19 protein-coding genes are annotated in these 25,043 nt (G+C 72.4%); 17 read left to right on the top strand and 2 right to left on the bottom strand.

Features of this window, described 5'->3' with window-relative positions:
* Position 1: 1 nt before the first annotated feature.
* The 13 genes from ACYUD3_RS20305 (at position 2) to ACYUD3_RS20245 (ending at position 17,947) form a co-directional block, all read left to right on the top strand.
* The gene (locus ACYUD3_RS20305; protein WP_470971810.1) at positions 2 to 820 is read left to right on the top strand and encodes an arylamine N-acetyltransferase family protein; all 819 of its coding nucleotides are present in this window, start codon (positions 2 to 4) and stop codon (positions 818 to 820) included.
* Positions 820 to 2,916 carry an aminodeoxychorismate synthase component I gene (gene pabB, locus ACYUD3_RS20300; protein ID WP_470971976.1) on the top strand — a complete coding sequence of 699 codons (2,097 nt, stop codon included), beginning with the start codon at positions 820 to 822 and terminating at the stop codon, positions 2,914 to 2,916. Before ACYUD3_RS20305 ends, pabB begins: the two co-directional genes overlap by 1 nt.
* Positions 2,913 to 3,716 (top strand): aminotransferase class IV, encoded by an 804-nt coding sequence (locus tag ACYUD3_RS20295; RefSeq protein WP_470971808.1) that lies wholly within the window; start codon positions 2,913 to 2,915, stop codon positions 3,714 to 3,716. The genes pabB and ACYUD3_RS20295 overlap by 4 nt, the downstream gene beginning before the upstream one ends.
* A complete protein-coding gene (locus ACYUD3_RS20290) occupies positions 3,713 to 4,636 on the top strand; it encodes an AurF N-oxygenase family protein (protein WP_470971806.1) in 924 nt (307 codons plus the stop codon). The genes ACYUD3_RS20295 and ACYUD3_RS20290 overlap by 4 nt, the downstream gene beginning before the upstream one ends.
* Positions 4,637 to 4,653: 17 nt before the next feature.
* Positions 4,654 to 5,865 carry a 3-deoxy-7-phosphoheptulonate synthase class II gene (locus ACYUD3_RS20285; RefSeq protein ID WP_470971804.1) on the top strand — a complete coding sequence of 404 codons (1,212 nt, stop codon included), beginning with the start codon at positions 4,654 to 4,656 and terminating at the stop codon, positions 5,863 to 5,865.
* A complete protein-coding gene (locus ACYUD3_RS20280) occupies positions 5,862 to 7,109 on the top strand; it encodes a cytochrome P450 family protein (RefSeq protein WP_470971802.1) in 1,248 nt (415 codons plus the stop codon). Before ACYUD3_RS20285 ends, ACYUD3_RS20280 begins: the two co-directional genes overlap by 4 nt.
* 47 nt (positions 7,110 to 7,156) lie before the next feature.
* Positions 7,157 to 8,818 carry a carbamoyltransferase N-terminal domain-containing protein gene (locus ACYUD3_RS20275; protein ID WP_470971800.1) on the top strand — a complete coding sequence of 554 codons (1,662 nt, stop codon included), beginning with the start codon at positions 7,157 to 7,159 and terminating at the stop codon, positions 8,816 to 8,818.
* A 118-nt stretch (positions 8,819 to 8,936) separates the two neighbouring features.
* Positions 8,937 to 11,009, top strand: a complete 2,073-nt coding sequence (locus tag ACYUD3_RS20270; protein ID WP_470971798.1) for a serine/threonine-protein kinase — start codon at positions 8,937 to 8,939, stop codon at positions 11,007 to 11,009.
* A gap of 21 nt (positions 11,010 to 11,030) precedes the next feature.
* Positions 11,031 to 12,581 carry a phytoene desaturase family protein gene (locus ACYUD3_RS20265; protein WP_470971796.1) on the top strand — a complete coding sequence of 517 codons (1,551 nt, stop codon included), beginning with the start codon at positions 11,031 to 11,033 and terminating at the stop codon, positions 12,579 to 12,581.
* A gap of 78 nt (positions 12,582 to 12,659) precedes the next feature.
* The gene (locus ACYUD3_RS20260) at positions 12,660 to 13,769 is read left to right on the top strand and encodes an NAD(P)H-dependent flavin oxidoreductase (RefSeq protein WP_470971794.1); all 1,110 of its coding nucleotides are present in this window, start codon (positions 12,660 to 12,662) and stop codon (positions 13,767 to 13,769) included.
* On the top strand, positions 13,766 to 15,292 hold the full coding sequence (locus tag ACYUD3_RS20255; protein ID WP_470971792.1) for an acyl-CoA synthetase: 1,527 nt from the start codon (positions 13,766 to 13,768) through the stop codon (positions 15,290 to 15,292). Before ACYUD3_RS20260 ends, ACYUD3_RS20255 begins: the two co-directional genes overlap by 4 nt.
* A 141-nt stretch (positions 15,293 to 15,433) precedes the next feature.
* The gene (gene prcB / locus ACYUD3_RS20250; RefSeq protein ID WP_470971974.1) at positions 15,434 to 16,270 is read left to right on the top strand and encodes a proteasome subunit beta; all 837 of its coding nucleotides are present in this window, start codon (positions 15,434 to 15,436) and stop codon (positions 16,268 to 16,270) included.
* Positions 16,271 to 16,429: 159 nt separating this feature from the next.
* Positions 16,430 to 17,947 (top strand): fatty acyl-CoA synthetase, encoded by a 1,518-nt coding sequence (locus ACYUD3_RS20245; RefSeq protein ID WP_470971790.1) that lies wholly within the window; start codon positions 16,430 to 16,432, stop codon positions 17,945 to 17,947.
* Here ACYUD3_RS20245 and paaK read toward each other — a convergent pair.
* Together paaK and ACYUD3_RS20235 are read right to left on the bottom strand one after the other, a co-directional pair.
* Positions 17,895 to 19,193, bottom strand: coding sequence for a phenylacetate--CoA ligase PaaK (gene paaK, locus ACYUD3_RS20240; RefSeq protein WP_470971788.1), 1,299 nt, complete (start codon positions 19,191 to 19,193; stop codon positions 17,895 to 17,897). The two genes, ACYUD3_RS20245 and paaK, sit on opposite strands and share 53 nt — an antisense overlap.
* 103 nt (positions 19,194 to 19,296) lie before the next feature.
* Positions 19,297 to 20,892, bottom strand: coding sequence for an acyl-CoA synthetase (locus ACYUD3_RS20235; RefSeq protein WP_470971786.1), 1,596 nt, complete (start codon positions 20,890 to 20,892; stop codon positions 19,297 to 19,299).
* A 169-nt stretch (positions 20,893 to 21,061) separates the two neighbouring features.
* On the opposite strand from ACYUD3_RS20235, the gene ACYUD3_RS20230 reads away from it, so the two are divergent.
* From ACYUD3_RS20230 to ACYUD3_RS20215, 4 genes are read left to right on the top strand one after another with little or no spacing between them, the layout of a single operon-like run.
* On the top strand, positions 21,062 to 21,862 hold the full coding sequence (locus tag ACYUD3_RS20230) for a crotonase/enoyl-CoA hydratase family protein (RefSeq protein ID WP_470971784.1): 801 nt from the start codon (positions 21,062 to 21,064) through the stop codon (positions 21,860 to 21,862).
* A 17-nt stretch (positions 21,863 to 21,879) separates the two neighbouring features.
* A complete protein-coding gene (locus tag ACYUD3_RS20225; RefSeq protein WP_470971782.1) occupies positions 21,880 to 22,812 on the top strand; it encodes a Zn-ribbon domain-containing OB-fold protein in 933 nt (310 codons plus the stop codon).
* On the top strand, positions 22,809 to 23,858 hold the full coding sequence (locus ACYUD3_RS20220; RefSeq protein ID WP_470971780.1) for a thiolase domain-containing protein: 1,050 nt from the start codon (positions 22,809 to 22,811) through the stop codon (positions 23,856 to 23,858). The genes ACYUD3_RS20225 and ACYUD3_RS20220 overlap by 4 nt, the downstream gene beginning before the upstream one ends.
* Positions 23,855 to 25,021 carry a thiolase domain-containing protein gene (locus tag ACYUD3_RS20215; protein ID WP_470971779.1) on the top strand — a complete coding sequence of 389 codons (1,167 nt, stop codon included), beginning with the start codon at positions 23,855 to 23,857 and terminating at the stop codon, positions 25,019 to 25,021. The genes ACYUD3_RS20220 and ACYUD3_RS20215 overlap by 4 nt, the downstream gene beginning before the upstream one ends.
* Positions 25,022 to 25,043 lie beyond the last annotated feature (22 nt).

Here is a 25,043-nt window from a genome sequence, read left to right as displayed (position 1 = left end):
GATGTGGCAGGGGAGCGGCGTCGACCTGGACGCCTATCTGACCCGTGTGGGCTACCAGGGCGACATCGCCGCCGACCTCCCGACGCTGCGGCGGCTGCACACCGCGCACGTCGACCGGATCGCCTTCGACAACCTCGACGCGGTGCTGGGGCGGCCGGAGGTGCCGCTGGACCTGGACCGCGTCCAGGAGAAGATCGTGCGCCAGGGCCGCGGCGGCTGGTGCCTGGAACAGGTCGTGCTGATGGCGGCCGTCCTGGACCGCATCGGGTTCACGTTCACGGCGTTCGCCGGCCGGACGCGGATCCGCACCGGCAACAAGTTCGGGCCCGCCCTGCACGTCGCCCTGTGCGTGGAGCTCGACGGCGAACGCTGGCTGTACGACGTGAGTTTCGGCGCGCACGGCCCGCACGAGCCGATCCGGCTCGCGGAGCACGCGCGGCTGGACGGCGACTGGCCGTTCGACCTCGTACGCGAGCCCAGCGGTGAATATGTCCTGCGGTTCCTGCGCCCTGAAGGCCCGGCGGAGCTCTACGGATTCACCACGGACGTGCGCTACCCGTCGGACTTCGAGCTACTCAACCACTTCTGCCTGACGCACCCGCGCTCGCCGTTCAACCACCGGATGGTCCTCCAGCGCACCCGGCCCGAAGTGCGCCACCTCCTCGTCGGCAGCACGCTCACCGAACTGCGCCCCGCACAGCCGGCGACCGTCCGGGAGCTCGACGAGAAGGAGACGCTCCGCGCCCCCGAGGAGATCTTCGGGATCACCTTGGCACCGGGTGACGTCCAGGCGCTCAGGGAAATCTTGGACGGTCCATGATGCGTACCTTGCTGCTGGACAACTACGACTCCTACACCTTCAACCTGTACCAGCTGATCGCCGGCATCAACGGCCAAGAGCCGGTCGTCATGGTCAACGACGATCCCGAGCTGGCCGGTCTGCGGCTGGAGGACTTCGACAACATCGTCGTCTCGCCCGGCCCCGGCCGGCCGCAGAACCCCCGCGACGTCGGCCTCCTCGGCGATCTGCTGCGCCGCGCCACACTGCCCGTGCTGGGCGTCTGCTTCGGCCACCAGATGATCGCGCACCTCGCCGGAGCGTCGGTGGTCGCCGCACCCGAACCCAGGCACGGGCACCTCGCCAAGGTCTCGCACGACGGGGACCCGCTGTTCGCCGGGATACCGCGCGAGTTCGTCGCGGTCCGCTACCACTCGCTGTGCGTGCAGGAACCCCTGCCCGAGGAACTCGTCCCCACCGCGTGGGCGGACGACGGCGTCCTCATGGCGCTGCGCCACCGCGATCTGCCGCAGTGGGGCGTGCAGTTCCACCCCGAGTCGATCGCCTCCCAGTACGGGCGCGAGATCCTGCGGAACTTCGCCGACCTGACCCGCCGCACCCGGCCCCACGCACCACGGCCGCCCGCCCCCGCCAAGGACACGGCCGCCGCACGGTCCGACGACCCGCCCGCCACCCTGGAGCTCATCAGCACGGTCGTCCCGACCGCCGCCGACTCCGAGGCCGTCTTCCTCAGCCTCTTCGACGGCAACCCGTACTGCTTCTGGCTCGACAGCAGCCGGGTCGAGCGGGGACTGTCCCGGTTCTCCTTCCTCGGCGACACCTCGGGACCGCTCAGCGAGGTCCTCACCTACCGCACCGGCAGCGGAGCGGTGGACGTACGCGACGCGCACGGCGAACACACCGTCACCGGCAGCGTCTTCGACGTCCTCCAGCAGCGGCTGCGCGAGCGGCGCGTCCCCGCCACCGACCTGCCGTTCGACCTGACCGGCGGCTACGTCGGCTACTTCGGCTACGAACTCAAGGCCGAGTGCGGCGCCGAGGCCCGCCACACCGCTGAAACGCCGGACGCCGTCTGGATGTTCGCCGACCGCGTCGTCGCGATCGACCACCAGGAGGGACTGACCTACCTGGTGGCCGTCCACGACGAGCGCACCCGCCACGACGCGCAGGAGTGGGTGGCCCGCACCTCCGCGCTCCTCACCGGCCTGCACCCGGCCGCCGCCGATCCACCGGGCGAACCCGCCGCCGACCGGCCACCGGACGCCGAGGAACACCTCGGCCGCGACCGCGCCCAGTACCTCGCGGACATCGCCGAGTGCCGCACCCAGCTCAACCGGGGCGAGAGCTACGAGATCTGCCTGACCGACAAGCTGCACATGCCCTTCCACGACGACGACACCGCCTTCTACCTCAGGCTGCGCCGCGCGAACCCGGCACCGTACGCCGCGCTCCTGCGGCTCGGGGACGTCAGCGTCTTCAGCTCCTCGCCCGAGCGGTTCCTGCGCATCGAGCGGGACCGGACCGTCACCAGCAAGCCCATCAAGGGCACCGCGCCGCGCGACGCCGACCCGGTGCGCGACGCCGAACTCGCCGCCACCCTCGCCTCCAGCGCCAAGACCCAGGCCGAGAACCTGATGATCGTCGACCTCCTGCGCAACGACCTGGGCCGGGTCTGCGAGGTCGGCAGCATCGACGTCGACCCCTACCTGGCCGTCGAGAGCTACGAGACCGTGCACCAGCTGGTCTCCACCGTCCGCGGCAAGCTCGCCGACGGGGTCGGCGCGGTCGACTGCGCCCGGCAGTGCTTCCCGGGCGGGTCGATGACCGGGGCGCCGAAGCTGCGCACCATGGAGATCATCGACCGGCTGGAGACGGAGGCCCGGGGCGTCTACTCCGGCGCCCTCGGCTACTTCGGCCTCGCCGGCGCCGCCGACCTGAACATCGTGATCCGCACCGCCGTCCGCGTCGGCGACCGGCTGAGCATCGGCGCCGGCGGGGCGATCGTCCTCGACTCCGACCCGCAGGAGGAGTACGAGGAGATGCTGCTCAAGGCGGCGGCGTCGCTGCGCGCCTGGCGGGCGCCGACCGCACTGGACGTGGGCGGCCCCCAGCGATGAACACAGCGACGGACCACAGCGACCGCTGGTGGTGGGCCCCCGGCGCCGGATGGGTGGCGGCCGACGCCGGCGGGACGGTGCTGGCCGCCGACTCCTGGCTGGTGGACGAGGGCCGGGTGCGCGGACTCGACCGGCACGCCGCGCGCTTCGCCGCGGCCTGCCGCCGGTTCTCCGCGCCGGCGGCGCAGCGGGCGGACCGGTTCCTGCGGGCGGTCGCCGAGTCGCTGCCCGCGCACGGCCGCTGGTTCCCGCGCGCCGAACTCGTGGCGGCCGGACCGGACGTGCGGCTGCGGATGTGGCTGCGCCCCGCGCCCGCGCGCACCGCGACCGTCCGGCTGTGGACCGCGCCGGGACCCGACCTCCGGCGGCTGCCGGCCGTCAAGGGCGCCGACCTGGACCACCTGGCCTCCTTGCGCGCCGCCGCCGTCGAGGCCGGCGCCGACGAGGCGCTGCTGCTCTCGCCGCAGGGGCACGTCCTCGAAGGGTCGACGACGAGCGTCGTCTGGTGGCGCGGCGACACCCTGTGCGGGCCGCCGCCCGGACCCGGCCTGCTCCCCGGCGTCACCCGCGCCCTGCTCGGCGAACTCGCCGCAGAAGCAGGGCACCCGGTCGTCACCGAACAGGCCACCGCGCCGGACCTCGCCGGCCTGCCCGTCTGGACGCTGAACGCCCTGCACGGCATCCGGCCGGTCACCGAAGGGCTCGGGCAGTTCCGGGACACCGACGAGGCCGGGCGCTGGCAGGCGCGGCTGACGGCGCTCGCCGTCCCGGCCGCCCCCACGAAGGAGGGTTCCCGATGACCGCGGCCCCGTACGAGCGTGACTTGCTGGTGCAGCTGACGCGCCGCTGGGGGAAGCGGGTGGCCGTCAAGAAGGACGAACTCGACCTCGACGGGCACTTCGACGCGGCGCTGCCCGACTTCCCCGAACACCTCGTCCCCGTCCTCGCCCTGCCCGGCGCCGACCGGCTCGGCCGCGACGCCCGCGAGCGCATCCTGTCCGCCGCGTGGATCTCCTACAACGCCAAGACCGCCGCCATCGAGGACGAGATCATCCTCCCCGCCTGCCGGCTGATGCTCCAGGAACACATCCCCGTCCGCCGCGACGACGCCGCCGTCGACGCCCTGCACCAGACGATCGTCGACGAGCACTACCACATCCTGATGTGCCGCAACGCCGTCGGCGTCACCCGCAGACGCCGGGACATGGCGGACCTGCGGTTCGCGCCGGGCGGCTGGTCGGTCGTCCAGGGCCTGGACGCGGCCCGCGCCGGACTGTCCGGGTTCGACCGCGACATCGTGGAGATCGCCTTCTCGCTGGCCGCCGAGACGACGATCAGCGGGTTCCTCTCCGCGCTCGCCACCGCCGGGGAGATCCAGCCGATGAACCGGATCACCACCGATCTGCACCGGCGCGACGAGAGCGGACACGCCGTCGTCTTCCGCGAGTTGTGCGGATCGCTCTACCAGAGCCTGGACGGCGGGCAGCAGCGGATGTTCCGCGACGCGCTCGTCACCGGGCTCACCGCGTTCCGCGCCGCCGACCTGGACCCCTGGGTGACCGTGGCCGCCGAGGGCGGTTTCGAGATCGACACCGGCCAGCTCACCGAATGGGCCGCCGCCCGCCCCGTGCCCGCGCGCGACACCGGACCGCTGCAACTGCTCCTCGACGACCTGGGGATCAGCCACGACCTCGTCGAGATGGTCCAGCGCCGGCCATGAGAAGCGGACGAGAGATCATGACCCGCACCGGCGAAGCCGCCCACTGGCGCACCCTCGTCGCCCACCAGCGGCCCGAGTGGCCGAGCCCCGCCGAACTCGACGACGTCACCGGCCAGTTGGCGGCCTCGCCCGCACTGGTCACCCCCCAGGAATGCGACACGCTCACCGAACGGCTCGCCCAGGCCGCGCGAGGCGAGGCGTTCCTCCTCCAGGGCGGCGACTGCGCCGAACGCCTCGACCACCTCTCGACGCGGGCCGTCCACGCCAAACTGCGCCTCCTCCAGCAGATGGCCGCGATCCTCACGCACGCCTCGGCGCTGCCGGTCGTCACCGTCGGCCGGATGGCCGGCCAGTACGCCAAACCCCGCTCCCGCCCCACCGAGACCGTCGACGGACGCACCCTGCCGGTCTACCGGGGCGACGCGGTCAACGGCACCGCCTTCACCCCCGCCGACCGCCGCCCGGACCCGACCCGCCTGCTGCGCGCGTACGACGCCTCCCGCCGCACCCTCGACGTCCTGCGCACCTGCGCCGGCACCGAGCTGTTCGCCAGCCACGAGGGACTGCTCCTCGACTACGAGGCCGCGCTGACCCGCCCCGACCCGCGCTCCGGCCGCCGCTACGCCGGCAGCGGCCACCTGCTGTGGATCGGCGACCGCACCCGGCAGCCCGACGGCGCCCACGTCGCCTACTTCGCCACCGTCGCCAACCCGGTCGCGGTGAAACTGGGCCCCGCCACCACCCCCGCACAGGCACTCGCCCTGATCGACCGCCTCGACCCCGGACACCGGCCCGGCCGGCTGACGTTCATCGTGCGCATGGGCGCCGACCGGGTACGGGACCTGCTGCCGGAACTCGTGGAGAAGGTCACCGCCTCCGGCGCGCCCGTGCTGTGGGTGTGCGACCCGATGCACGGCAACACCTTCGAGGCGCCCGGCGGACACAAGACCCGACGGTTCGACGACATCCTCGCCGAGGTCGCCGGCTTCTTCGCGGTGCACCGCGCGCTCGGCACCCACCCCGGCGGCCTGCACGTCGAGCTGACCGGCGAGGACGTCACCGAATGCGTCGGCGCCAAAGTGGGCCTCGACGACCTGCACCGCCGGTACGAGTCGGCGTGCGACCCCCGCCTCAACCCGGACCAGGCGCTCGGACTGGCCTTGCGGACGGCCGAGCTGTCCACCCCAGGAGCACCGCGACCGACGACCACTGCGAGGACACGCGCATGAACCAGGACCCCGCCCCGCTGGAACTCGACGACGACTTCGTCCAGGACCCCTACGCGGTGTACGCGAAACTCGGCGCCGAAGGCTCCGCGCACCGCGTGATGATGCCCCCCGGAGTCCCCGTGTGCGGCGGACTGCCGGTCTGGATCATCACCGGGTACGACGCGGTGCGCGCCGCGCTGGCGGACCCGAGGCTGAGCACCGACCTGAACCGGATGGACGGGCTGTTCGCGCAGAACGTGCCCGACAGCAGCCGGCGGGCCGGTTTCTCCCCGGTCATCGCCAGCCACATGCTGAACTCCGACCCGCCGGACCACACCCGGATGCGCAAGCTGGTGAGCAAGTCCTTCACCAGCCGCGCCGTCGAGAGACTCCGGCCGCGCGTCGAGGAGATCACCGCCGGACTCGTCGCCGACCTCGAAGGCGGCGACACGGTCGACTTCCTCGACGCCTTCGCGTTCCCGCTGCCGGTCCGGGTGATCTGCCTGCTGCTGGGCGTGCCGGCCGAGGAGCAGGAGAACTTCAAGTCCTGGTCCAAGGCGCTCGTCTCCGGCGACTCCCCCGAAGCGGCCGTCGCCGCCACGACCGCGGTCGTCGACTACATCCGCGAACTCGTCGAGCGCAAACGCCGCACGCCCACCGACGACGTGCTCTCCGCCCTGGTCGCGGCACACGACGACGAGGGCCTGCTGACCGAGACCGAACTGGTCTCCACCGCCTACCTCATGTTCGTCGCCGGCTTCGAGACCACCCTCAACGCCCTGGGCAACGGCACGCTGCACCTGCTCCAGAACCTGGACCAGTGGGAGGCGCTGCGCGCGGACCGCTCCCTCCTGCCGGGCGCGGTCGAGGAGTTCCTGCGGCTGGAGAGCCCCCTGAAGCACGCCTCCTTCCGGTGCGCGGCACAGGACCTGACCGTCGACGGCACCGAGATCCCGGCCGGCGACTTCGTCCTGCTCGCGCTCGCCTCCGCCAACCGCGACCCGCTGCGCTTCACCGACCCGCACGCGCTGGACGTCCGCAGGCCCGCCGACGGCGGCCACCTCGCCTTCGGCCACGGCATCCACCACTGCCTCGGGGCGCCGCTGGCCCGGGTGGAGCTGCGGGTGGCGTTCGGCGCCCTGCTCGACGCCTTCCCCGGCCTGCGGCTCGCGGCCGACCCCGGGGACCTGCGGTGGCGCACCAGCACGATCATCCGCGGGCTCCACTCACTGCCGGTACGGCTCCATGCCGCCGGCGGCGCGTGACGTGAAACTCCCGGCCGCCATCCGGCCAGAAAGGTGTGGCTGACCACATGCTCATATGCGGGATCAAGGCATCGCACGACGGCGGCGTCGCCGTCATCGAAGACGGCCGCCTCCTCTTCAGCTACGAGATCGAGAAGCTGGGCAACGGCGAACGCTACAGCTCCCTCGGAGACCTGGAACGCGTGACGGAGATCCTCGCCGCCGAGGGACTGTCACCCGCCGACGTCGACCAGTTCGTGGTCGACGGCTGGTACACGAAAGACGCCGCCGGCGCGCCCGCCGTCAAGGTCAACTCCGGTGGCCGGCCGGTCCAGTTGCGGACCGCGCCCTACCTGGAGAGCCCCGGCGACGACGGGCCGCTCCAGCGCCACACCTTCAGCGGCCACGGCTTCGAGAGCTACGCCAGCTACACCCACGTCGCCAACCACCTCATCGGCACGTACTGTTCGAGCCCGTTCGCCGCCCGGGGCGAGGACGCGTTCGTCGTGGTCTGGGACGGACTCGTCACCCCGCGCCTCTACCACGTACGGGCCGCGACCCGCGAAGTCACCTTCGTCGAGGCCCTGATGCCCGTCTTCGGCAACAGCTTCGCGGCCTTCTGCTCGCGTTTCGAGCCGTACCTGCTCGACACCGACGACGTCACCTCGGACCGCTACATCCGCGCGCACCTCTCCGTCGCGGGCAAGGCCATGGCGTACGCGGCCAAGGGCCGGGTCGAGACCGGCGCCTTCGCCGTGTTCGACGACCTCATGGCCGAGTTCCGCGACCTCCCCGTCGACAAGGTCGGCATGCTGGGCGACAAGGTCGCCGCCAACCGCGACGAGCTGATGCCCGGCCTGACCAACGCCGACCTCATCGCCACCTACCAGGCCTACATCGGCCACCACCTCCTGGACCGGCTCACCGCGGCGGTGCGCGGCCGGTTCCCCGACGGCGCCCACAACCTCGTCCTCAGCGGCGGCTGCGCCCTCAACATCAAGTGGAACACCGCGATCCGGGCCACGCAGGTCTTCCGGGACGTCTTCGTGCCGCCCTTCCCCAACGACGCCGGCGCGGCGATCGGCACCGCCGCCTGCGAGCTGTTCCGGCGCGGCCGGACGGCCCTGGAGTGGGACGTCTACAGCGGACCGAAGATCACCACCGGCACCCTGCCCGCCGGCTGGCGCGCCCGGCCCTGCGACGAACGCCAGCTGGCCGCCCTCCTGCACACCGAGGACGAACCCGTCGTCGTCCTCTCCGGCCGCGCCGAACTCGGCCCGCGCGCCCTGGGCAACCGCAGCATCATCGCGCCCGCGACCAGCACCCGCATGAAGGACCGGCTCAACGACATCAAGAACCGCGCCTCTTACCGGCCCGTCGCGCCCATCTGCCTGGAGGACCGCGCCCCCGAGGTCTTCGACCCGGGCACCCCCGACCCCTACATGATCTTCGAGCACCGGATGCGGCCCGGCTGGGCCGAACGCGTCCCGGCGGTCGTCCACCTCGACGGCACCGCCCGGCTCCAGACCATCGCGAGGACCCAGGACACCGCCGCCGCCCGCATCCTCACCGCCTACGCCGAACTCACCGGAGTGCCCGTGCTATGCAACACGAGCGCGAACCTCGAGGGGCGGGGTTTCTTCCCCGACGTCGAGTCGGCCGCCCAGTGGGGCGGGACCCGCTACATCTGGTCCGAGGGGACGCTCTACACCAACCCCCGCGTGGAGTGACACCGCGTATGGTGCATCTGGCGTACCCTCTTCCGCCCACCTCGCACCCTGCGAAGTCGGCCCATAACTCGCCATACTGGACCCGTCGGAGGGGCGACGACGGGGGCGGCGGGGCGAGATGGCGGAGTCCAGGCTGATCCAGGAGCGGTACCGGCTGCTGGAGCTGATCGGGCGCGGCGGCATGGGCGAGGTGTGGCGGGCGCGGGACGAGTCGCTGGGGCGGCAGATCGCCGTCAAGTGCCTCAAACCGCCGGGCCCGCAAGCCGATCCGGGGTTCACCCGGGTGCTGCGCGAGCGCTTCCGCCGGGAGGCCCGGGTCGCGGCGGCGCTCCAGCACCGGGGGATCACCGTCGTCCATGACTTCGGCGACAGCGACGGCGTGCTGTTCCTCGTCATGGAGCTGCTCGACGGCCGCAACCTCTGCCAGCTGCTCGGCGAGCGCCGGCACCGGCCGCTGCCCGTCCCCGAGGTCGTCGAGGCCGCCGCCCAGCTCTGCGCCGCGCTCGCCTACACCCATCAACAGGGCATCGTGCACCGGGACTTGAAGCCCGCGAACGTCGTCCGCCTCACCGACGGCACGCTGAAGATCTGCGACTTCGGCATCGCCCGGCTCGCCCACGACATCGGCTTCACCGCCCGCCTCACCGGCACCGGCGTCGCCATGGGCACCCCGCACTACATGTCCCCCGAACAGATCGCCGGCACCGAGGTCGACCAGCGCAGCGACCTCTACTCCCTGGGCTGCGTCCTGTACGAACTCGCCACCGGAACACCGCCGTTCGACCTCGCCGACCCCTGGGCCATCCTCATCGGCCACCGCGACACCCCGCCCCGCCCGCCCCGCGAACACCGCCCCGAACTCCCCGCCTACCTCGACCGGGTCGTCCTGGACCTCCTGACCAAGAACCCCGCCGAACGCCCCCACGACGCCCACGAGATCGAACGCCGCCTGGTGCTGGGCCGCGGCTCTCCGGGGTACGTCCCGACGGTGGTGACGGTCCGCCCGGAGCGGCGGGGGCCGGGGCAACTTCCGTCCTGGACAAGGGGGATGAAGGCGGGGCACTTGGCAGTGGGGGGTGTGCGGGGAGGTGCGTTGGCGGAGGGGGAGGGGCTGGCGGGGGAGTGGGCGCCAAAGCCGGAGCTGGGGCTGGGGGCGGAGCCGGAGCCGGACTTGGAGTCGGAGTCGGGGCTGGAGTCGGGGTCGGGGTCGGGGTCGGGGTCCAAGCCTGAATCGCTGCCGAACCTCGAAGCCCTGGCCCGATCCCTCAGCCGCCAATCCCGCTGGCCCGAAGCCGTCGAAGCGCACCGCGCCCTCGCCGCCGAACGCGCCCGACTGCTCGGCCCCGAGCACCCCGACACCCTCGCCGCCCGCCAGGAGACCGCGTACGTCCTCGGCCGGCTCGGCCGGCACCTCGAAGCGCACCACGTCTATACGGCCGTCCTCGCCGCCCGCGAGCGCGCGCTGGGCGCCGACCACCCCGGCACCCTGCGCTGCCGCCACAACCTCGCCGTCAACCTCGGCCGGCTCGGCCGCCCGGCGCAGGCGTACCGGCTCGCCCGCGAGGTCGCCGACGCCCGCGCGTGCACCCTCGGGCCCGAGCACCCGGACACCTTGGTCAGCCGCTACGAAGTCGCCTGCGCGCTCGGCCAGTTGGACCGCTGGGCGGAGGCGCTGCACCTCTACCGCGAGGTCGCCGGGATCCGTGAACGCGTCCTGGGCGCCGGTCACTTGGACACCTTCGCCGCCCGCCACGAGACCGGCGTCAGCCTGGGCCGCCTCGGCCGCCCGGCCGAAGCCCTGGACGTGCACCGGGAGTTGGCGGCGGACCGCGCCCGCGTGCTCGGCGCCGAGCACCCCGACACCCTGCGCTCCCGGCACAGCGTCGGCGTGGGACTCGGCAGGCTCGGCCGCTGGGCGGAAGCCCTCGCCGAGGCCCGCGCCGTCCACGCGATCCGCGCCCGCACCCTCGGCGAGCACCACCCCGACACCCTGGTCAGCCGCCGCGAGACCGCCGTCGCCCTCGGCTGGCTCGGCCGCTGGGCCGACGCCCTCCAGGAGTACCGCGCGATCACCGAGGCCCGCACCCGCCTCCTCGGCCCCGACCACCCCGACACCCTCGCCGCCCACCGGGACGAGACCCGCCACACCCGGACCGCCGCCACACCCCGCCGGAGGGTGGGCGGCGCCTGATCACCCGTGCTACCAAGAGGCATGCCAGCACATCACGCGTACGACGCCGTCATCGTCGGCGGCGGTCACAACGGCCTCGTCGCCGCCGCCTACCTGGCCCGGGCCGGCCGGACGGTCCTGGTCCTCGAACGCCTCGGCCGCACCGGCGGCGCCGCGATCTCCACCCGCCCCTTCCCCGGCGTCGACGCCCGCCTCTCGCGCTACTCCTACCTCGTCAGCCTGCTGCCCCGGAAGATCGTCGACGACCTCGGCCTGACCGTCCGGCTCCAGGCCCGCGACATCTCCTCGTACACCCCCGCCGACCGCGCCGGCCGCCCCACCGGACTCCTCGTCGGCGGCGGCGAGCAACGCACACGGGAGGCGTTCGCGCGGCTCACCGGATCGGACCGCGAGCACGACGCCTGGCAGCGCTTCTACGGCATGACCGGGCACGTCGCCCGCCGCGTGTTCCCCACCCTCACCGAACCCCTGCCCGCCCGCGAGGAGTTGCGCCGCCGCGTCGACGACCAGGAGGCATGGCGCGCCCTCTTCGAGGAGCCGGTCGGCGCGGCGATCGAGGAGCGGTTCGCCGACGACCTCGTACGCGGGGTCGTCCTCACCGACGCCCTCATCGGCACGTTCGCCGACGCCCACGACCCCTCGCTGGCCCAGAACCGCTGCTTCCTCTACCACGTCATCGGCGGCGGCACCGGCGCCTGGGACGTCCCCGTCGGCGGCATGGGCGCCCTCACCGACGCCCTCGCCGACGCCGCCCGCAAAGCCGGCGCGGTCCTCGCCACCGGACACGAGGCGACCCGCATCGACACGGACGGCCGCAGCGCCGAGGTCACCTACCGCACCGCCGACGGCGAAGGCACCGTCACCGCCCGCCACGTCCTCGTGAACGCCTCCCCGCACACCCTCGCCCAGCTCACCGGCGCCGCCCCGCCGCCACCCGCCGAGGGCGCCCAGCTCAAGGTCAACATGCTCCTCACCCGCCTCCCGAAACTCCGCGACCCGGAGACCGACCCCCGCGAGGCGTTCGCCGGCACCTTCCACATCGCCGAGGGGTACGACGCCCTCGCCGCCGCCCACGCCCAGGCGGCGGCGGGCGCCCTCCCCGCCGCGCCGCCCGCCGAGATCTACTGCCACTCCCTGACCGACCCGACCATCCTGGGCCCGGAGCTGACGGGCCATCACACCCTCACCCTCTTCGGCCTGCACACCCCGGCGCGGCTGTTCCGGGACGACAACGAGGGCACCCGCGAGGAACTTCTCCGGCGCACCCTGGCCCAGTTGGACGCCCACCTCGCCGAACCCCTCCTGGACTGCCTCGCGTCGGATGCCGACGGCCGCCCCTGCATCGAGGCGAAGACCCCGCTCGACCTGGAACGCGACCTGCGGCTGCCCGGCGGCAACATCTTCCACCGCGAGCTGTCCTGGCCGTACGCCCAGGAGGGGACCGGGCGTTGGGGCGTCGAGACGGCTCAGGCGAACGTCTATCTCTGCGGGGCGGGGGCCGTGCGCGGGGGAGGGGTGAGCGGGGTGCCGGGGCACAACGCGGCGATGGCGGTGCTCGAACAGCAGATCTGATGATCCCTCAGTTTTTCAGCTGACGGTCTGTCAGGAAACCTCTTCCCTCATCCGCCCGGCTGCGGCATCCTGCGCCCCATGCAGACGGAGCTGAGCAACCAACTGGGAGTCGAGCACGCCCTTTTCGGCTTCACGCCGTTCCCCGCCGTCGCCGCGGCCATCAGCCGGGCCGGCGGCTTCGGCGTGCTCGGCGCGGTCCGCTACACCGCACCCGACGACCTCAAGCGCGACCTCGACTGGCTGGACGCGCACGTCGACGGCCGTCCGTACGGGCTCGACGTCGTCATGCCGGCCAAGAAGGTCGAGGGCGTGAGCGAGGCCGACGTCGAGGCCATGATCCCCGAAGGGCACCGGCAGTTCGTGCGGGAGACGCTCGCCAAGCACGGGGTGCCCGAGCTGGCGGAGGGCGAGGCGTCCGGGTGGCGGATCACCGGGTGGATGGAGCAGGTCGCCCGGACCCAGCTGGACGTCGGCTTCGAGTATCCGGTCAAACTCCTTGCCAACGCGCTGGGTTCACCGCCGGCCGACGTCATCGACCGCGCGCACAGCCAGGGCGTCCTGGTCGCCGCGCTCGCCGGGAGCGCCCGGCACGCGCGGAAGCACCAGGAGGCGGGCATCGACATCGTCGTCGCGCAGGGCTACGAGGCCGGCGGGCACACCGGTGAGATCGCCTCGATGGTCCTGACTCCAGAGGTGGTTGACGCCGTCGCGCCCTTGCCGGTGCTCGCCGCCGGCGGGATCGGCGGGGGTGCCCAGGTGGCCGCCGCCCTCGCCCTCGGCGCGCAGGGCGTCTGGCTCGGCTCGCTCTGGCTGACCACCGAAGAGGCCGAGCTGACCTCCGCCGCGCTCACCCGCAAGCTCCTCGCCGCCGGCTCCGGCGACACCGTCCGCTCCCGCGCCCTCACCGGCAAACCCGCCCGCCAGCTGCGCACCGGATGGACCGACGCGTGGGACGACCCGGCGGGCCCGGGCACCCTGCCGATGCCCTTGCAGGGCCTGCTCGTCGCCGAGGCCGTCTCGCGGATCCAGAAGTACGAGGTCGAACCGCTGCTCGGGACGCCCGTCGGGCAGATCGTCGGCCGGATGACCGAGGTCCGCAGCGTCCAGGCGGTCGTCGACGACCTCACCCGCGGTTTCGAACGGGCCGTGGACCGGATGCTGCGCATCGCCGGAAGGGACGCCCGATGACCGGATTCTGGACCCAGGCCGCCGAACACCCCGGACGGCTCGCCCTGACAGCCCCCGACGGCGAGCGGTGGACCGCCGGGCGCCTGCACGCGCAGGCCAACCAGCTCGTCCACGGACTGCGCGCCGCGGGCCTGGAGCGCGGCGACGCCTTCGCCGTCGTCCTCCCCAACTCCCCGGAGTTCTTCGCGAGTTACCTCGCCGCGACGCAGGCCGGCTTCTATCTCGTCCCGGTCAACCACCACTTCGTGGCCCCCGAGATCGCCTGGATCGTCGCCGACTCCGGCGCGAAGGTCCTCATCACCCACGAACGCTTCGCCGCCGAGGCCGCCCGCGCCGCCGACGAGGCCGGCCTGCCCCCGGACCACCGGTACGCCGTCGGTACGGCCGAGGGCTTCCGGCCGTACGCCGAACTCCTCGCAGGACAGCCCGAGTCGGCGCCAGAGGAGCGCACCCTCGGCTGGGTCATGAACTACACCTCCGGGACGACGGGACGCCCGCGCGGCATCCGCCGGCCGCTGCCCGGCAAGCTGCCCGAAGAGGCCTACCTGGGCGGCTTCCTGGGCATCTTCGGCATCCAACCTTTCGGTGACAACGTCCACTTGGTGTGCTCGCCGCTCTACCACACCGCCGTGCTCCAGTTCGCGGGCGCCTCCCTGCACATCGGGCACCGGCTCGTCCTCATGGACAAGTGGACGCCGCAGGAGATGCTGCGCCTCATCGACGACGAGAAGTGCACCCACACGCACATGGTCCCCACCCAGTTCCACCGCCTCCTCGCCCTCCCCGAGGACGTCCGCGCCCGCTACGACGTCTCCTCCCTGCGGCACGCCGTCCACGGCGCCGCGCCCTGCCCGGACCATGTGAAACGGGCGATGATCGACTGGTGGGGCACCTGTGTCGAGGAGTACTACGCGGCCAGCGAGGGCGGCGGCGCCTTCGCGACCGCCGAGGACTGGCTGAAGAAGCCCGGCACGGTCGGAAAGGCCTGGCCCATCAGCGAGCTGGCGATCTTCGACGACGACGGCGAACGGCTGCCGCCCGGCCAACTCGGCACCGTCTACCTGAAGATGAACACCGGCGGGTTCGCCTACCACAAGGACGAGAGCAAGACCCGCAAGAACCGCATCGGCGACTTCTTCACCGTCGGCGACCTCGGACTCCTCGACGAGGACGGCTACTTGTTCCTGCGCGACCGCAAGATCGACCTCATCATCTCCGGCGGCGTCAACATCTACCCGGCCGAGATCGAGTCCGCGCTCCTCGCCCACCCGGCCGTCGCCGACGCCGCCGCCTTCGGAATCCCGCACGACGACTGGGGCGAGGAGGTCAAGGCGGTCGTGGAAGCGGCCCCTGGACACACCCCGGGCCCCGATCTCGCCGCCGCCCTCCTCGACCACTGCGCGGCCCGCCTCGCCGGGTACAAGCGCCCCAAGTCCATAGATTTCATCGCCGAGTTGCCCCGCGACCCCAACGGCAAGCTGTACAAGAGGCGGTTGCGGGAGCCGTATTGGGAAGGCCGCTGAGCGGTGCACGAGGCTGCCGGAGCATACGGGACACCGCGCCGCGCGGCCGGTCCACTGGCGTAGTCGATCTCCCGTCGGGTAGGAAGGGCTTGCCGTCGAGAGTGGAAGAGGTGGACCGTGACAGACGCGACCAGCGGGGGCATGCTCGGACCGGAGTTCTTCGTGCCGGGGAGTTCGTCGTTCACCCAGTTCCTCGCGGAGCACCGCGAGGAACTGCTGCCCACCCGCGCGCCCCTCCCGCCCGGCGTCGTCGCCGACCCCGGCAAGGTCCCGCACGGCACCACCGTGCTCGCCCTCACCTACCGCGACGGCGTCCTCATGGCCGGCGACCGCAGGGCCACCATGGGCAACGTCATCGCCCGGCGGGACCTGGAGAAGGTGTACCCGGCCGACGACCACGCGGCGGTGGCCTTCGCCGGCACCGTCGGCCTCGCGCTCGACCTCGTCAAGCTCTACCAGGTCGAGCTGACGCACTTCGAGAAGGTCGAGGGCATCCCCATGACCCTCAACGCGAAGGCGACCCGGCTGTCCACGATGGTCCGCCAGAACCTCGCCCAGGCCATGCAGGGCCTCGTGGTGGTCCCCCTGCTCGCCGGCTACGACATCGCCGACCGCGGCCCGGGCCCCAAGGGCCGCATCTTCGGCTACGACGTCACCGGCGGCCTCTTCGAGAAGAGCGACTTCCACGCCGAGGGCTCCGGCTCCCCGCACGCCAAGGGCGCCCTGAAGAAGCTGTACCGCCCCGGCATGACCCGCGACGAGGCCGCGCTCACCGCGATCCACGCCCTCTTCGACGCGGCGGACGACGACAGCGCGACCGGCGGCCCCGACGTGAACCGGGGCATCTTCCCGGTCGTCGTCTCGGTGACGGAGGACGGCTACCACCGCCTCCCGCAGTCGGAGACCGAGGCCCTGACCCGGCAGATGCTGGCGGGCCGGGCCCAGACGCCGGACGGCCCGGTGGCACCGCTGGAGTAGAGGGGCCGCTGGGGTGGACAGGACTGCTGAGGCGAGCGGGGCCGCTGGGGCGCGGGGCTTCCCGAGCCGGCCGCCCTTCGAGCCGGCCCCCGACGCCGCGGCCCCGCCGGGCCGGCCCCCGACTTGACCCCGCCCCGCCCCCGGCCGAAGATCATGCCCATGACGCCCGGACACGCCAGCACCACCGTCGACGGAGTACTGCGGCGCAGCGCCACCCGCACCCCCGCCCGCGCCGCGATCGAGTACGGCGACCGCGTCTGGACCTACGGGGAACTGGACGAGGCGGTCTCCCGGGCCGCCGCCGTCCTGCTCGCCGAGGGCGTGCGGCGGGGGGAGCGGGTCGCCGCCTACGGCCACAACTCCGACGCCTACGTCATCGCCTTCCTCGCCTGCGCCCGCGCCGGACTGGTCCACGTCCCCGTGAACCACCACCTCACCGGCGCCGACCTCGGCTACCTCCTCACCCAGTCCGGCAGCGCCCTGGTCCTCACCGACCCCGCCCTCGCGGACCGACTCCCGCCCGGCGTACGCCAGTTGCCGCTCAGGGACACACCCGGCTCCCTCCTCGACAGGCTCCCGCGGACCCCGCCGTACGAGGGCCCCGAGGCGCGCACCGACGAGCTGGCGCAGCTGCTGTACACCTCCGGTACGACGGCCCGGCCCAAGGGCGCGATGATGACGCACCGGGCGCTGGTGCACGAGTACCTGAGCGCGATCGCGGCCCTCGACCTGAGCGCCGGCGACCGGCCCGCGCACGCGCTGCCGCTCTACCACTCCGCGCAGCTGCACGTCTTCCTGATGCCCTACCTCGCCGCCGGGGCGAGCGGCGTCATCCTCGACGCGCCCGACGGGGACACGATCTTCGACCTGGTCGAACAGGGCCGCGTGGACAGCCTGTTCGCCCCGCCGACCGTGTGGATCGGCCTCGCGAACCGGGACGACTTCGCGACCCGGGACCTCGGCGGACTGCGCAAGGCCTACTACGGCGCGTCCGTCATGCCGGTCCCGGTGCTGGAGCGGCTGCGGGCGCGGCTGCCGAAGCTCGGGTTCTACAACTGCTTCGGACAGAGCGAGATCGGGCCGCTCGCGATGGTCCTCGCCCCCGACGAGCACAAGGGCCGCATGGACTCCTGCGGGCGGACCGTGCTGTTCGTCGAGGCGAGGGTGGTCGGCGAGGACGGCGCGGAGGTGCCCGACGGGACGCCCGGGGAGATCGTCTACAAGTCCCCGCAGCTGTGCGAGGGTTACTGGGACGAGCCCGAGGAGAGCGCCGAGGCGTTCCGGGACGGCTGGTTCCACTCCGGCGACCTCGCGGTGCGCGACGCCCACGGCTACTACACGATCGTCGACCGCGTGAAGGACGTCATCAACACCGGGGGAGTGCTCGTCGCCTCACGGCAGGTCGAGGACGTCCTGTACACCCACCCCGGGGTCGCCGAGGCGGCCGTGGTCGGGCTGCCCGACGCGACGTGGATCGAGGCGGTCACCGCCGTCGTCGTCCCCCGCGGCGACGTCACGGAAGCCGAACTCCTCGCCCACGTACGGGAGAAGCTCGATCACTTCAAGGCGCCCAAGAGGGTGCTGTTCGTGACCGAGCTGCCCAGGAACGCGAGCGGGAAGATCCTCAAGCGGGAGCTGCGGGAGCGGTTCGGGGACGCAGGTCCACGATCCGCTTGATCTTCCCCACCGACCGCTCCAGCGTCTCCGGGTCGACGATCTCCACGGCCACCGACACCCCGATCCCGTCCTTCACCGCGCCCCGGATCGCCACGGCCGCCGCCTCCCGCTCCCCGGGCGTCGCGTCCGGGCGCGCCTCCGCCCGTACGGTCAGCGCGTCCAGCCGGCCCTCGCGGGTCAGCCGGAGCTGGAAGTGCGGGGCGACGCCCGGAGTGCGCAGGACGATCTCCTCGATCTGGGTCGGGAAGAGGTTCACGCCGCGCAGGATCACCATGTCGTCGCTGCGGCCGGTGACCTTCGCCATCTGCCGGAACGCGCGGGCCGTGCCGGGCAGCAGCCGGGTGAGGTCGCGGGTGCGGTAGCGCACGACCGGCATGGCCTCCTTGGTGAGGGAGGTGAACACGATCTCGCCCTCCGCGCCCTCGGGCAGCACCTCACCGGTGATCGGATCGACGACCTCCGGAAAGAAGTGGTCCTCCCAGACGTGCAGCGCTCCCTTCGCCTCGACGCACTCCTGCGCGACCCCGGGCCCGATCACCTCCGAAAGACCGTAGATGTCGACGGCGTCGATCCCGCACCGCTCCTCGATCTCCCGGCGCATCTCCTCGGTCCACGGTTCGGCGCCGAAGATCCCGATCTCCAGGGAGGTGCCGCGCGGATCGACGCCCTGCCGCTCGAACTCGTCGAGCAGCGTCAGCATGTACGACGGCGTGACCATGATGATCCGCGGTTCCAGGTCCCTGATCAGCTGGACCTGCCGGCCCGTCATACCGCCGGACGCGGGCACGACCGTGCAGCCGAGCCGCTCCGCGCCGTAGTGCGCGCCGAGGCCGCCCGTGAACAGCCCGTACCCGTACGCCACATGGACGACGTCCCCCGGCCCGCCGCCCGCCGCGCGGATCGAGCGGGCCACCATGTCCGACCACATCGACAGGTCGGCCTCGGTGTAGCCGACGACCGTGGGCAGCCCGGTCGTCCCGCTGGAGGCGTGCAGCCGCCGGATGTCCCGCCGGTCCACGGCGAACATCCCGTACGGGTAGTGCTCGCGCAGATCGGCCTTGGTGGTGAACGGGAACAGCCGCAGGTCGTCGAGCGAACGGCAGTCCTCGGGCCGTACCCCGGCCTTGTCGAAGGAGTCCCGGTAGAACGGCACCCGCTCATAGACCCGCCGCAGGGTCTCCCGCAGCCGCTCCAGTTGCAGCTCCCGCAACTCCTCAGCCCCGAGCCGCTCACCCGCGTCCAGCATGTTCCACCCGCCTCGATCGCCGCTTTGCGATCAAGTAATCCAGCCGGGGGCGGGCCTCGCAAGTGAACGATCCGGTGGTTTCCGGACAGAAATCAAGCCGCCGCTACCCGTCCGCCTCCGTCGCCACCTCCCTGGCCCACCGGTAGTCCGCCTTCCCGCTCGGCGAGCGGCGGATCGTCTCGGCGATGACCAGCTGCCGGGGCACCTTGTACCCGGCGAGGCTGACCCGGCAGTGCGTCTGTACGTCGCTCAACGTCAACTCCTGTACGCCCGGCCGGAGTTGGACCACCGCCGCGACATGGCTGCCCCAGCGCGGGTCGGGGACGCCGGCGACCAGGGCGTCGTACACGTCCGGGTGGGCCTTCAGGGCGTGTTCGACCTCCTCCGGGTAGACCTTCTCGCCGCCCGTGTTGATGCACTGGGAGCCCCGGCCCAGGACGGTCACCACGCCGTCCGTGTCCACCGTCGCCATGTCGCCCAGCAGGACCCAGCGGACACCGTCGCGGGTGAAGAAGGTCTCGGCCGTTTTCCGCGGGTCGTTGTAGTAGCCCAGGGGGACGTGCCCGCGCTGCGCCACCCGGCCCACCTCGCCCGGGGGCACCGGCTCGTACGTCGCCGGATCGACCACCTGGGTACGGGAGTTGACCCGCACCCGGAAACCCCGCTCCAGGCTCGCGTCGTCGGTCGCGGTGCCGTTGAAGCCGGACTCGGAGGAGCCGAAGTTGTTGAGCAGCACGGCGTTCGGCAACAGGACGCGGAACTGCTCGCGGACCGGGTCGGACATGATCGCGCCGGACGAGGAGACGCTGAAGAGGGACGAGCAGTCGGTGCCGCGCAGCGGGCCGGCGAGAGTGTCGAGCAGCGGGCGCAGCATCGCGTCGCCGACCAGGGAGACGGCGTTGACCTTCTCCCGGGCGATCGTGCGCAGCGCGTCCTCGGGGGTGAACTTGCGGTGCAGGACGACGCGTTGGCCGAAGTTGAAGCCGATGAACGCGGTCAGGGTGGAGGTGCCGTGCATCAGCGGCGGCATGGGGAAGAAGGTGATCCCCGATCCGCCCGCCGCGACCCGCTCCGCCAGTTCCTCCGGCTTTTTCACCGGCTCCCCGGTCGGCGCGCCCCCGCCCAACCCGGCGAAGAACAAGTCCTCCTGACGCCACATCACCCCCTTCGGCATCCCCGTCGTGCCCCCGGTGTAGATGATGAACCGGTCGTCCGGCGACCGCTCGGGAAACTCCCGCCCGTCCGCCTCCGGCAGCTGCGCGAAGTCGTCCCCGAGCTGCCCCTCGCCCACTCTCAGCAGCAGCCGCAACCCCGGCGTACGCGGCAGCGCCGCCCGCACCCGGTCCTCGAACTCCGTGTCGAAGACCAGCCCGACGAGGTCGGCGTCCCGGTACAGATACACCAACTCGTCTTCCACGTACCGGTAGTTGACGTTCACCGGCACGACCCGCGCCTTCAGACAGCCGAGCGCCGTCTGGAGGTACTCCACACCGTTGTAGAGATGCAGCCCGACATGCTCGCCCGGCCGCACCCCGCGCTCCAGCAGCTGACGGCCGATCCGGTTGGCCGCCGCGTCCAACTCCGCGTACGTCAGCCGCCGTTCGGCGCCCGAGCCCGGCAGGTCGAAGTACGCGAGCGCCGCACGCCCCGGGACCGCGTCGACGACCGACTCGAACAGGTCGGCAAGGTTGTACTCCACCGCTCCTCCTGACCTCGGCTCGCCGGTCATCAGAGCAAAGGGGGCCACAACTGGGAAGGCTCACGGCCGAGAAATCTGACTGACTGTCAGAAAGTCGCCGGCCGCCCCTTGAAGTGCCCACCCGGCTCCTGCAACCTGTTCCACCGAAGGCCGAGTCGGGGAGAAACCTATGAGCGGTACCGAACACCTCACGGTCACCCGCGAGGGCGCCACCCTCGTCCTCACCCTCAACCGCCCCGAGGCGAGGAACGCCCTCTCGCTGCCCATGCTGGTCGGCCTGCACGACGGCTGGCTGGAGGCCGACGCGGACGACAGCGTCCGCTCGGTCGTCTTCACCGGCGCCGGCGGCACCTTCTGCGCCGGCATGGACCTCAAGGCCCTCGCCGGCGACGGCATCGTCGGCGAGCACTACCGCGACCGCCTCAAAGCCGACCCCGACCTGCACTGGAAGGCGATGCTGCGCCACCACCGCCCGCGCAAACCGGTCATCGCCGCCGTCGAGGGCCACTGCGTCGCCGGCGGCACCGAGATGCTCCAGGGCACCGACATCCGCGTCGCGGCCGAGTCCGCGACCTTCGGCCTGTACGAGGTGAAGCGCGGCCTCTTCCCGATCGGCGGCTCAACTGTCCGGCTCCAGCGGCAGATCCCGCGCACCCACGCCCTGGAGATGCTGCTCACCGGCCGCCCCTACACCGCCCGCGAGGCCGCCGCGATCGGCCTGATCGGACATGTCGTGCCCGACGGCACCGCCCTGGCCAAGGCCCTGGAGATCGCCGAACTGGTCAACGCCTGCGGCCCGTTGGCGGTCGAGGCGGTCAAGGCGTCCGTGTACGAGAGCGCCGACCTCACCGAAGCCGACGCGCTCGCCGCCGAACTCCGGCGCGGCTGGCCGGTGTTCGACACCGAGGACGCCAAGGAAGGCACCCGCGCCTTCGCCGAGAAACGCGCCCCTGTCTACAAGCGGGCCTGACCGAAGGGAAGTTCACCGTGCCGGAAGTCCTCAAGGCCCCGCTCGTCGTGGAGTTCCCCTTCACCCGCTCCCTCGGCCCCGTGCAGCGCGCCTTCCTCACCGGCCTGCGCGAACGCGTCGTCCTCGGCGTCCGCGCCACCGACGGCCGGATCCTGGTCCCGCCGGCCGAATACGACCCCGTCACCGCCGCCGAACTGCGCGACCTCGTCGAGATCGCCCCCACCGGCACCGTCACCACCTGGGCTTTCAACCACCGCCCCCGCCGGGGACAGCCCCTGGACACCCCCTTCGCCTGGGCCCTCGTCCGCCTCGACGGCGCCGGCACCGCCCTCCTGCACGCCGTCGACGCACCCGAGGTCCACACCGGCATGCGGGTCCGGATCAGATGGGCCGAGGAGCGGACGGGCGCCATCACCGACATCGCCTGCTTCGAGCCGTACGCCGGTCCGACGCCCGAACTCACCGGCCACACCGGCGAGTTCGAGAATCCGGTCACCGGCGTCGTCGCCCCCGCCCGGCTCGACTACACCTACTCGCCCGGCCGCGCCCAGACCGGCTACCTCGCCGCGCTCGCCGAGCGGCGCACGGTCGGTGAGCGCTGCCCCCGCTGCCGTAAGGTCTACGTACCGCCGCGCGGCGCCTGCCCCACCTGCGGGGTCGCGACCGCCGAACAGGTCGAGGTCGGCCCACGCGGCACGGTCACCACCTTCTGCATCGTCAACATCAAGGCGAAGAACCTGGACATCGAAGTCCCTTACGTCTACGCCCACATCGCCCTCGACGGCGCCGACCTCGCCCTGCACGCGCGGATCGCCGGCCTGCCCTACGACCAGGTCCGCATGGGCCTGCGCGTCGAGCCGGTCTGGACGCAGGGCGCCCGCTTCCCCGACCACTACCGGCCCAGCGGCGAACCGGACGCGGACTACGAGACCTACAAGGAGCAGATGTGACCCGGGACATCGCGGTCGTCGCCTTCGCCCAGACCGGCACCCGGCGCACGACGGAGGAGTCCTCCGAGGTCGAGCTGCTCATGCCGGTCCTGCACGAGGTCCTCGACCGCACCGGCCTCAAGACCGCCGACATCGGCTTCACCTGCTCCGGCTCCAGCGACTACCTCGCCGGCCGCGCCTTCTCCTTCACCCTCGCCCTCGACGGCGTCGGCGCCTGGCCCCCCATCTCCGAGTCGCACGTCGAGATGGACGGCGCCTGGGCCCTGTACGAGGCCTGGACGAAACTCCTCACCGGCGACGCCGACACCGCGCTCGTCTACGCCTACGGCAAGTCCTCGCCCGGCACCGTCCGCGACGTCCTCACCCGCCAGCTCGACCCCTACTACGTCGCCCCCCTGTGGCCCGACGCGATCGCGCTCGCCGCCCTCCAGGCGCAGGCCCTCATCGATGCGGGCGACACCGACGAACGCGCCCTCGCCGGGATCGCCGCCCGCAGCCGCCGCGCCGCCACCCTCAACCCCCATGCCCAGCAACGCGGTTCACATCCGCAGGGCGACTACGTGGTCCGGCCGCTGCGGGCCGGAGACTGCCCGCCGGTCGGCGACGGGGCCGCCGCCGTGATTCTCGCCGCCGGGGACAGGGCCCGCGCGCTGTGCGACCGGCCCGCCTGGATCCGCGGCGCCGACCACCGCATCGAGGCCCACTCCCTGGGCGTGCGCGATCTCACCGACTCGCCCTCCACCCGGCTCGCCGCCGAGAAGGCCGGAGTCTTCGAACGGCCGGTGGATACGGCCGAGTTGCATGCGCCCTTCAGTTCCCAGGAGGTGGTGCTGCGCAAGGCGCTGAAGCTCGACGACAGTGTCCGCGTCAACCTCTCCGGCGGCGCGCTCGCCGCCAACCCCGTCATGGCCGCGGGGCTCATCCGCATCGGCGAGGCCGCCGCCCGTGTCCACCGGGGCGAGGCCGACCGCGCCCTCGCCCACGCCACCTCGGGGCCCTGTCTCCAGCAGAACCTGGTCGCCGTACTTGAGGGGGACCTCCGATGAGCAAGGAACCCGTGGCCGTCGTCGGCGTCGGCCAGACCAGGCACGTCGCCGCGCGCCGGGACGTCTCCCTCGCCGGACTCGTCCGCGAGGCGGCCCAACGCGCGCTGACCGACGCCGAGTTGACGTGGGCCGACATCGACGCCGTCGTCATCGGCAAGGCGCCCGACTTCTTCGAGGGCGTCATGATGCCCGAGCTGTACCTCGCCGACGCGCTCGGGGCGGTGGGGAAGCCGATGCTGCGCGTGCACACCGCCGGCAGCGTGGGAGGCTCAACAGCCCTTGTCGCGGCGGGACTTGTCGCCTCCCGCGTCCACACCACCGTCCTCACCCTCGCCTTCGAGAAACAGTCCGAGTCCAACGCCATGTGGGGGCTCTCCCTGCCCATCCCCTTCCAGCAGCCCCTGCTGGCCGGCGCGGGCGGCTTCTTCGCCCCGCACGTGCGCGCCTACATGCGGCGCAGCGGCGCCCCCGACACCATCGGCTCCCTCGTCGCCTACAAGGACCGCCGCAACGCCCTCAAAAACCCTTACGCCCACCTCCACGAGCACGGCCTGACCCTGGAGAAGGTCCAGTCCTCGCCCATGCTGTGGGACCCCATCCGCTACTCCGAGACCTGCCCCTCCTCCGACGGCGCCTGCGCGATGATCCTCACCGACCGTACGGGCGCGGCCCGTTCACCCCGGCCGCCCGCCTGGCTGCACGGCGGCGCCATGCGCAGCGAACCCACCCTCTTCGCCGGCAAGGACGCCGTCTCCCCGCGCGCCGGGAGCGACTGTGCCGCCGACGTCTACCGTCAGGCCGGCATCACCGACCCGCGCCGCGAGATCGACGCCGTCGAGATGTACGTGCCGTTCTCCTGGTACGAGCCCATGTGGCTGGAGAACCTCGGCTTCGCCGCGGAGGGGGAGGGCTGGAAGCTCACCGAGTCGGGCGTCACCGAACTCGGCGGCGACCTCCCCGTCGACATGTCCGGCGGCGTCCTGTCCACCAACCCCATCGGCGCCTCCGGCATGATCCGCTTCGCCGAGGCCGCCCTCCAGGTCCGCGGCCAGGCCGGAGAACACCAGGTCGACGGCGCCCGCAAGGTCCTCGGCCACGCCTACGGCGGCGGCGCCCAGTTCTTCTCCATGTGGCTCGTCGCGGCCACCGCCCCCACGTCCTGAAAGGGACGTACGACGTGCACTG

It is taken from the genome of Streptomyces sp. AMJ-169 (genome assembly GCF_055597585.1).
The sequence above is the reverse complement of the archived record's forward strand: the minus strand, read 5'-3'. Positions and strand labels throughout refer to the sequence as shown.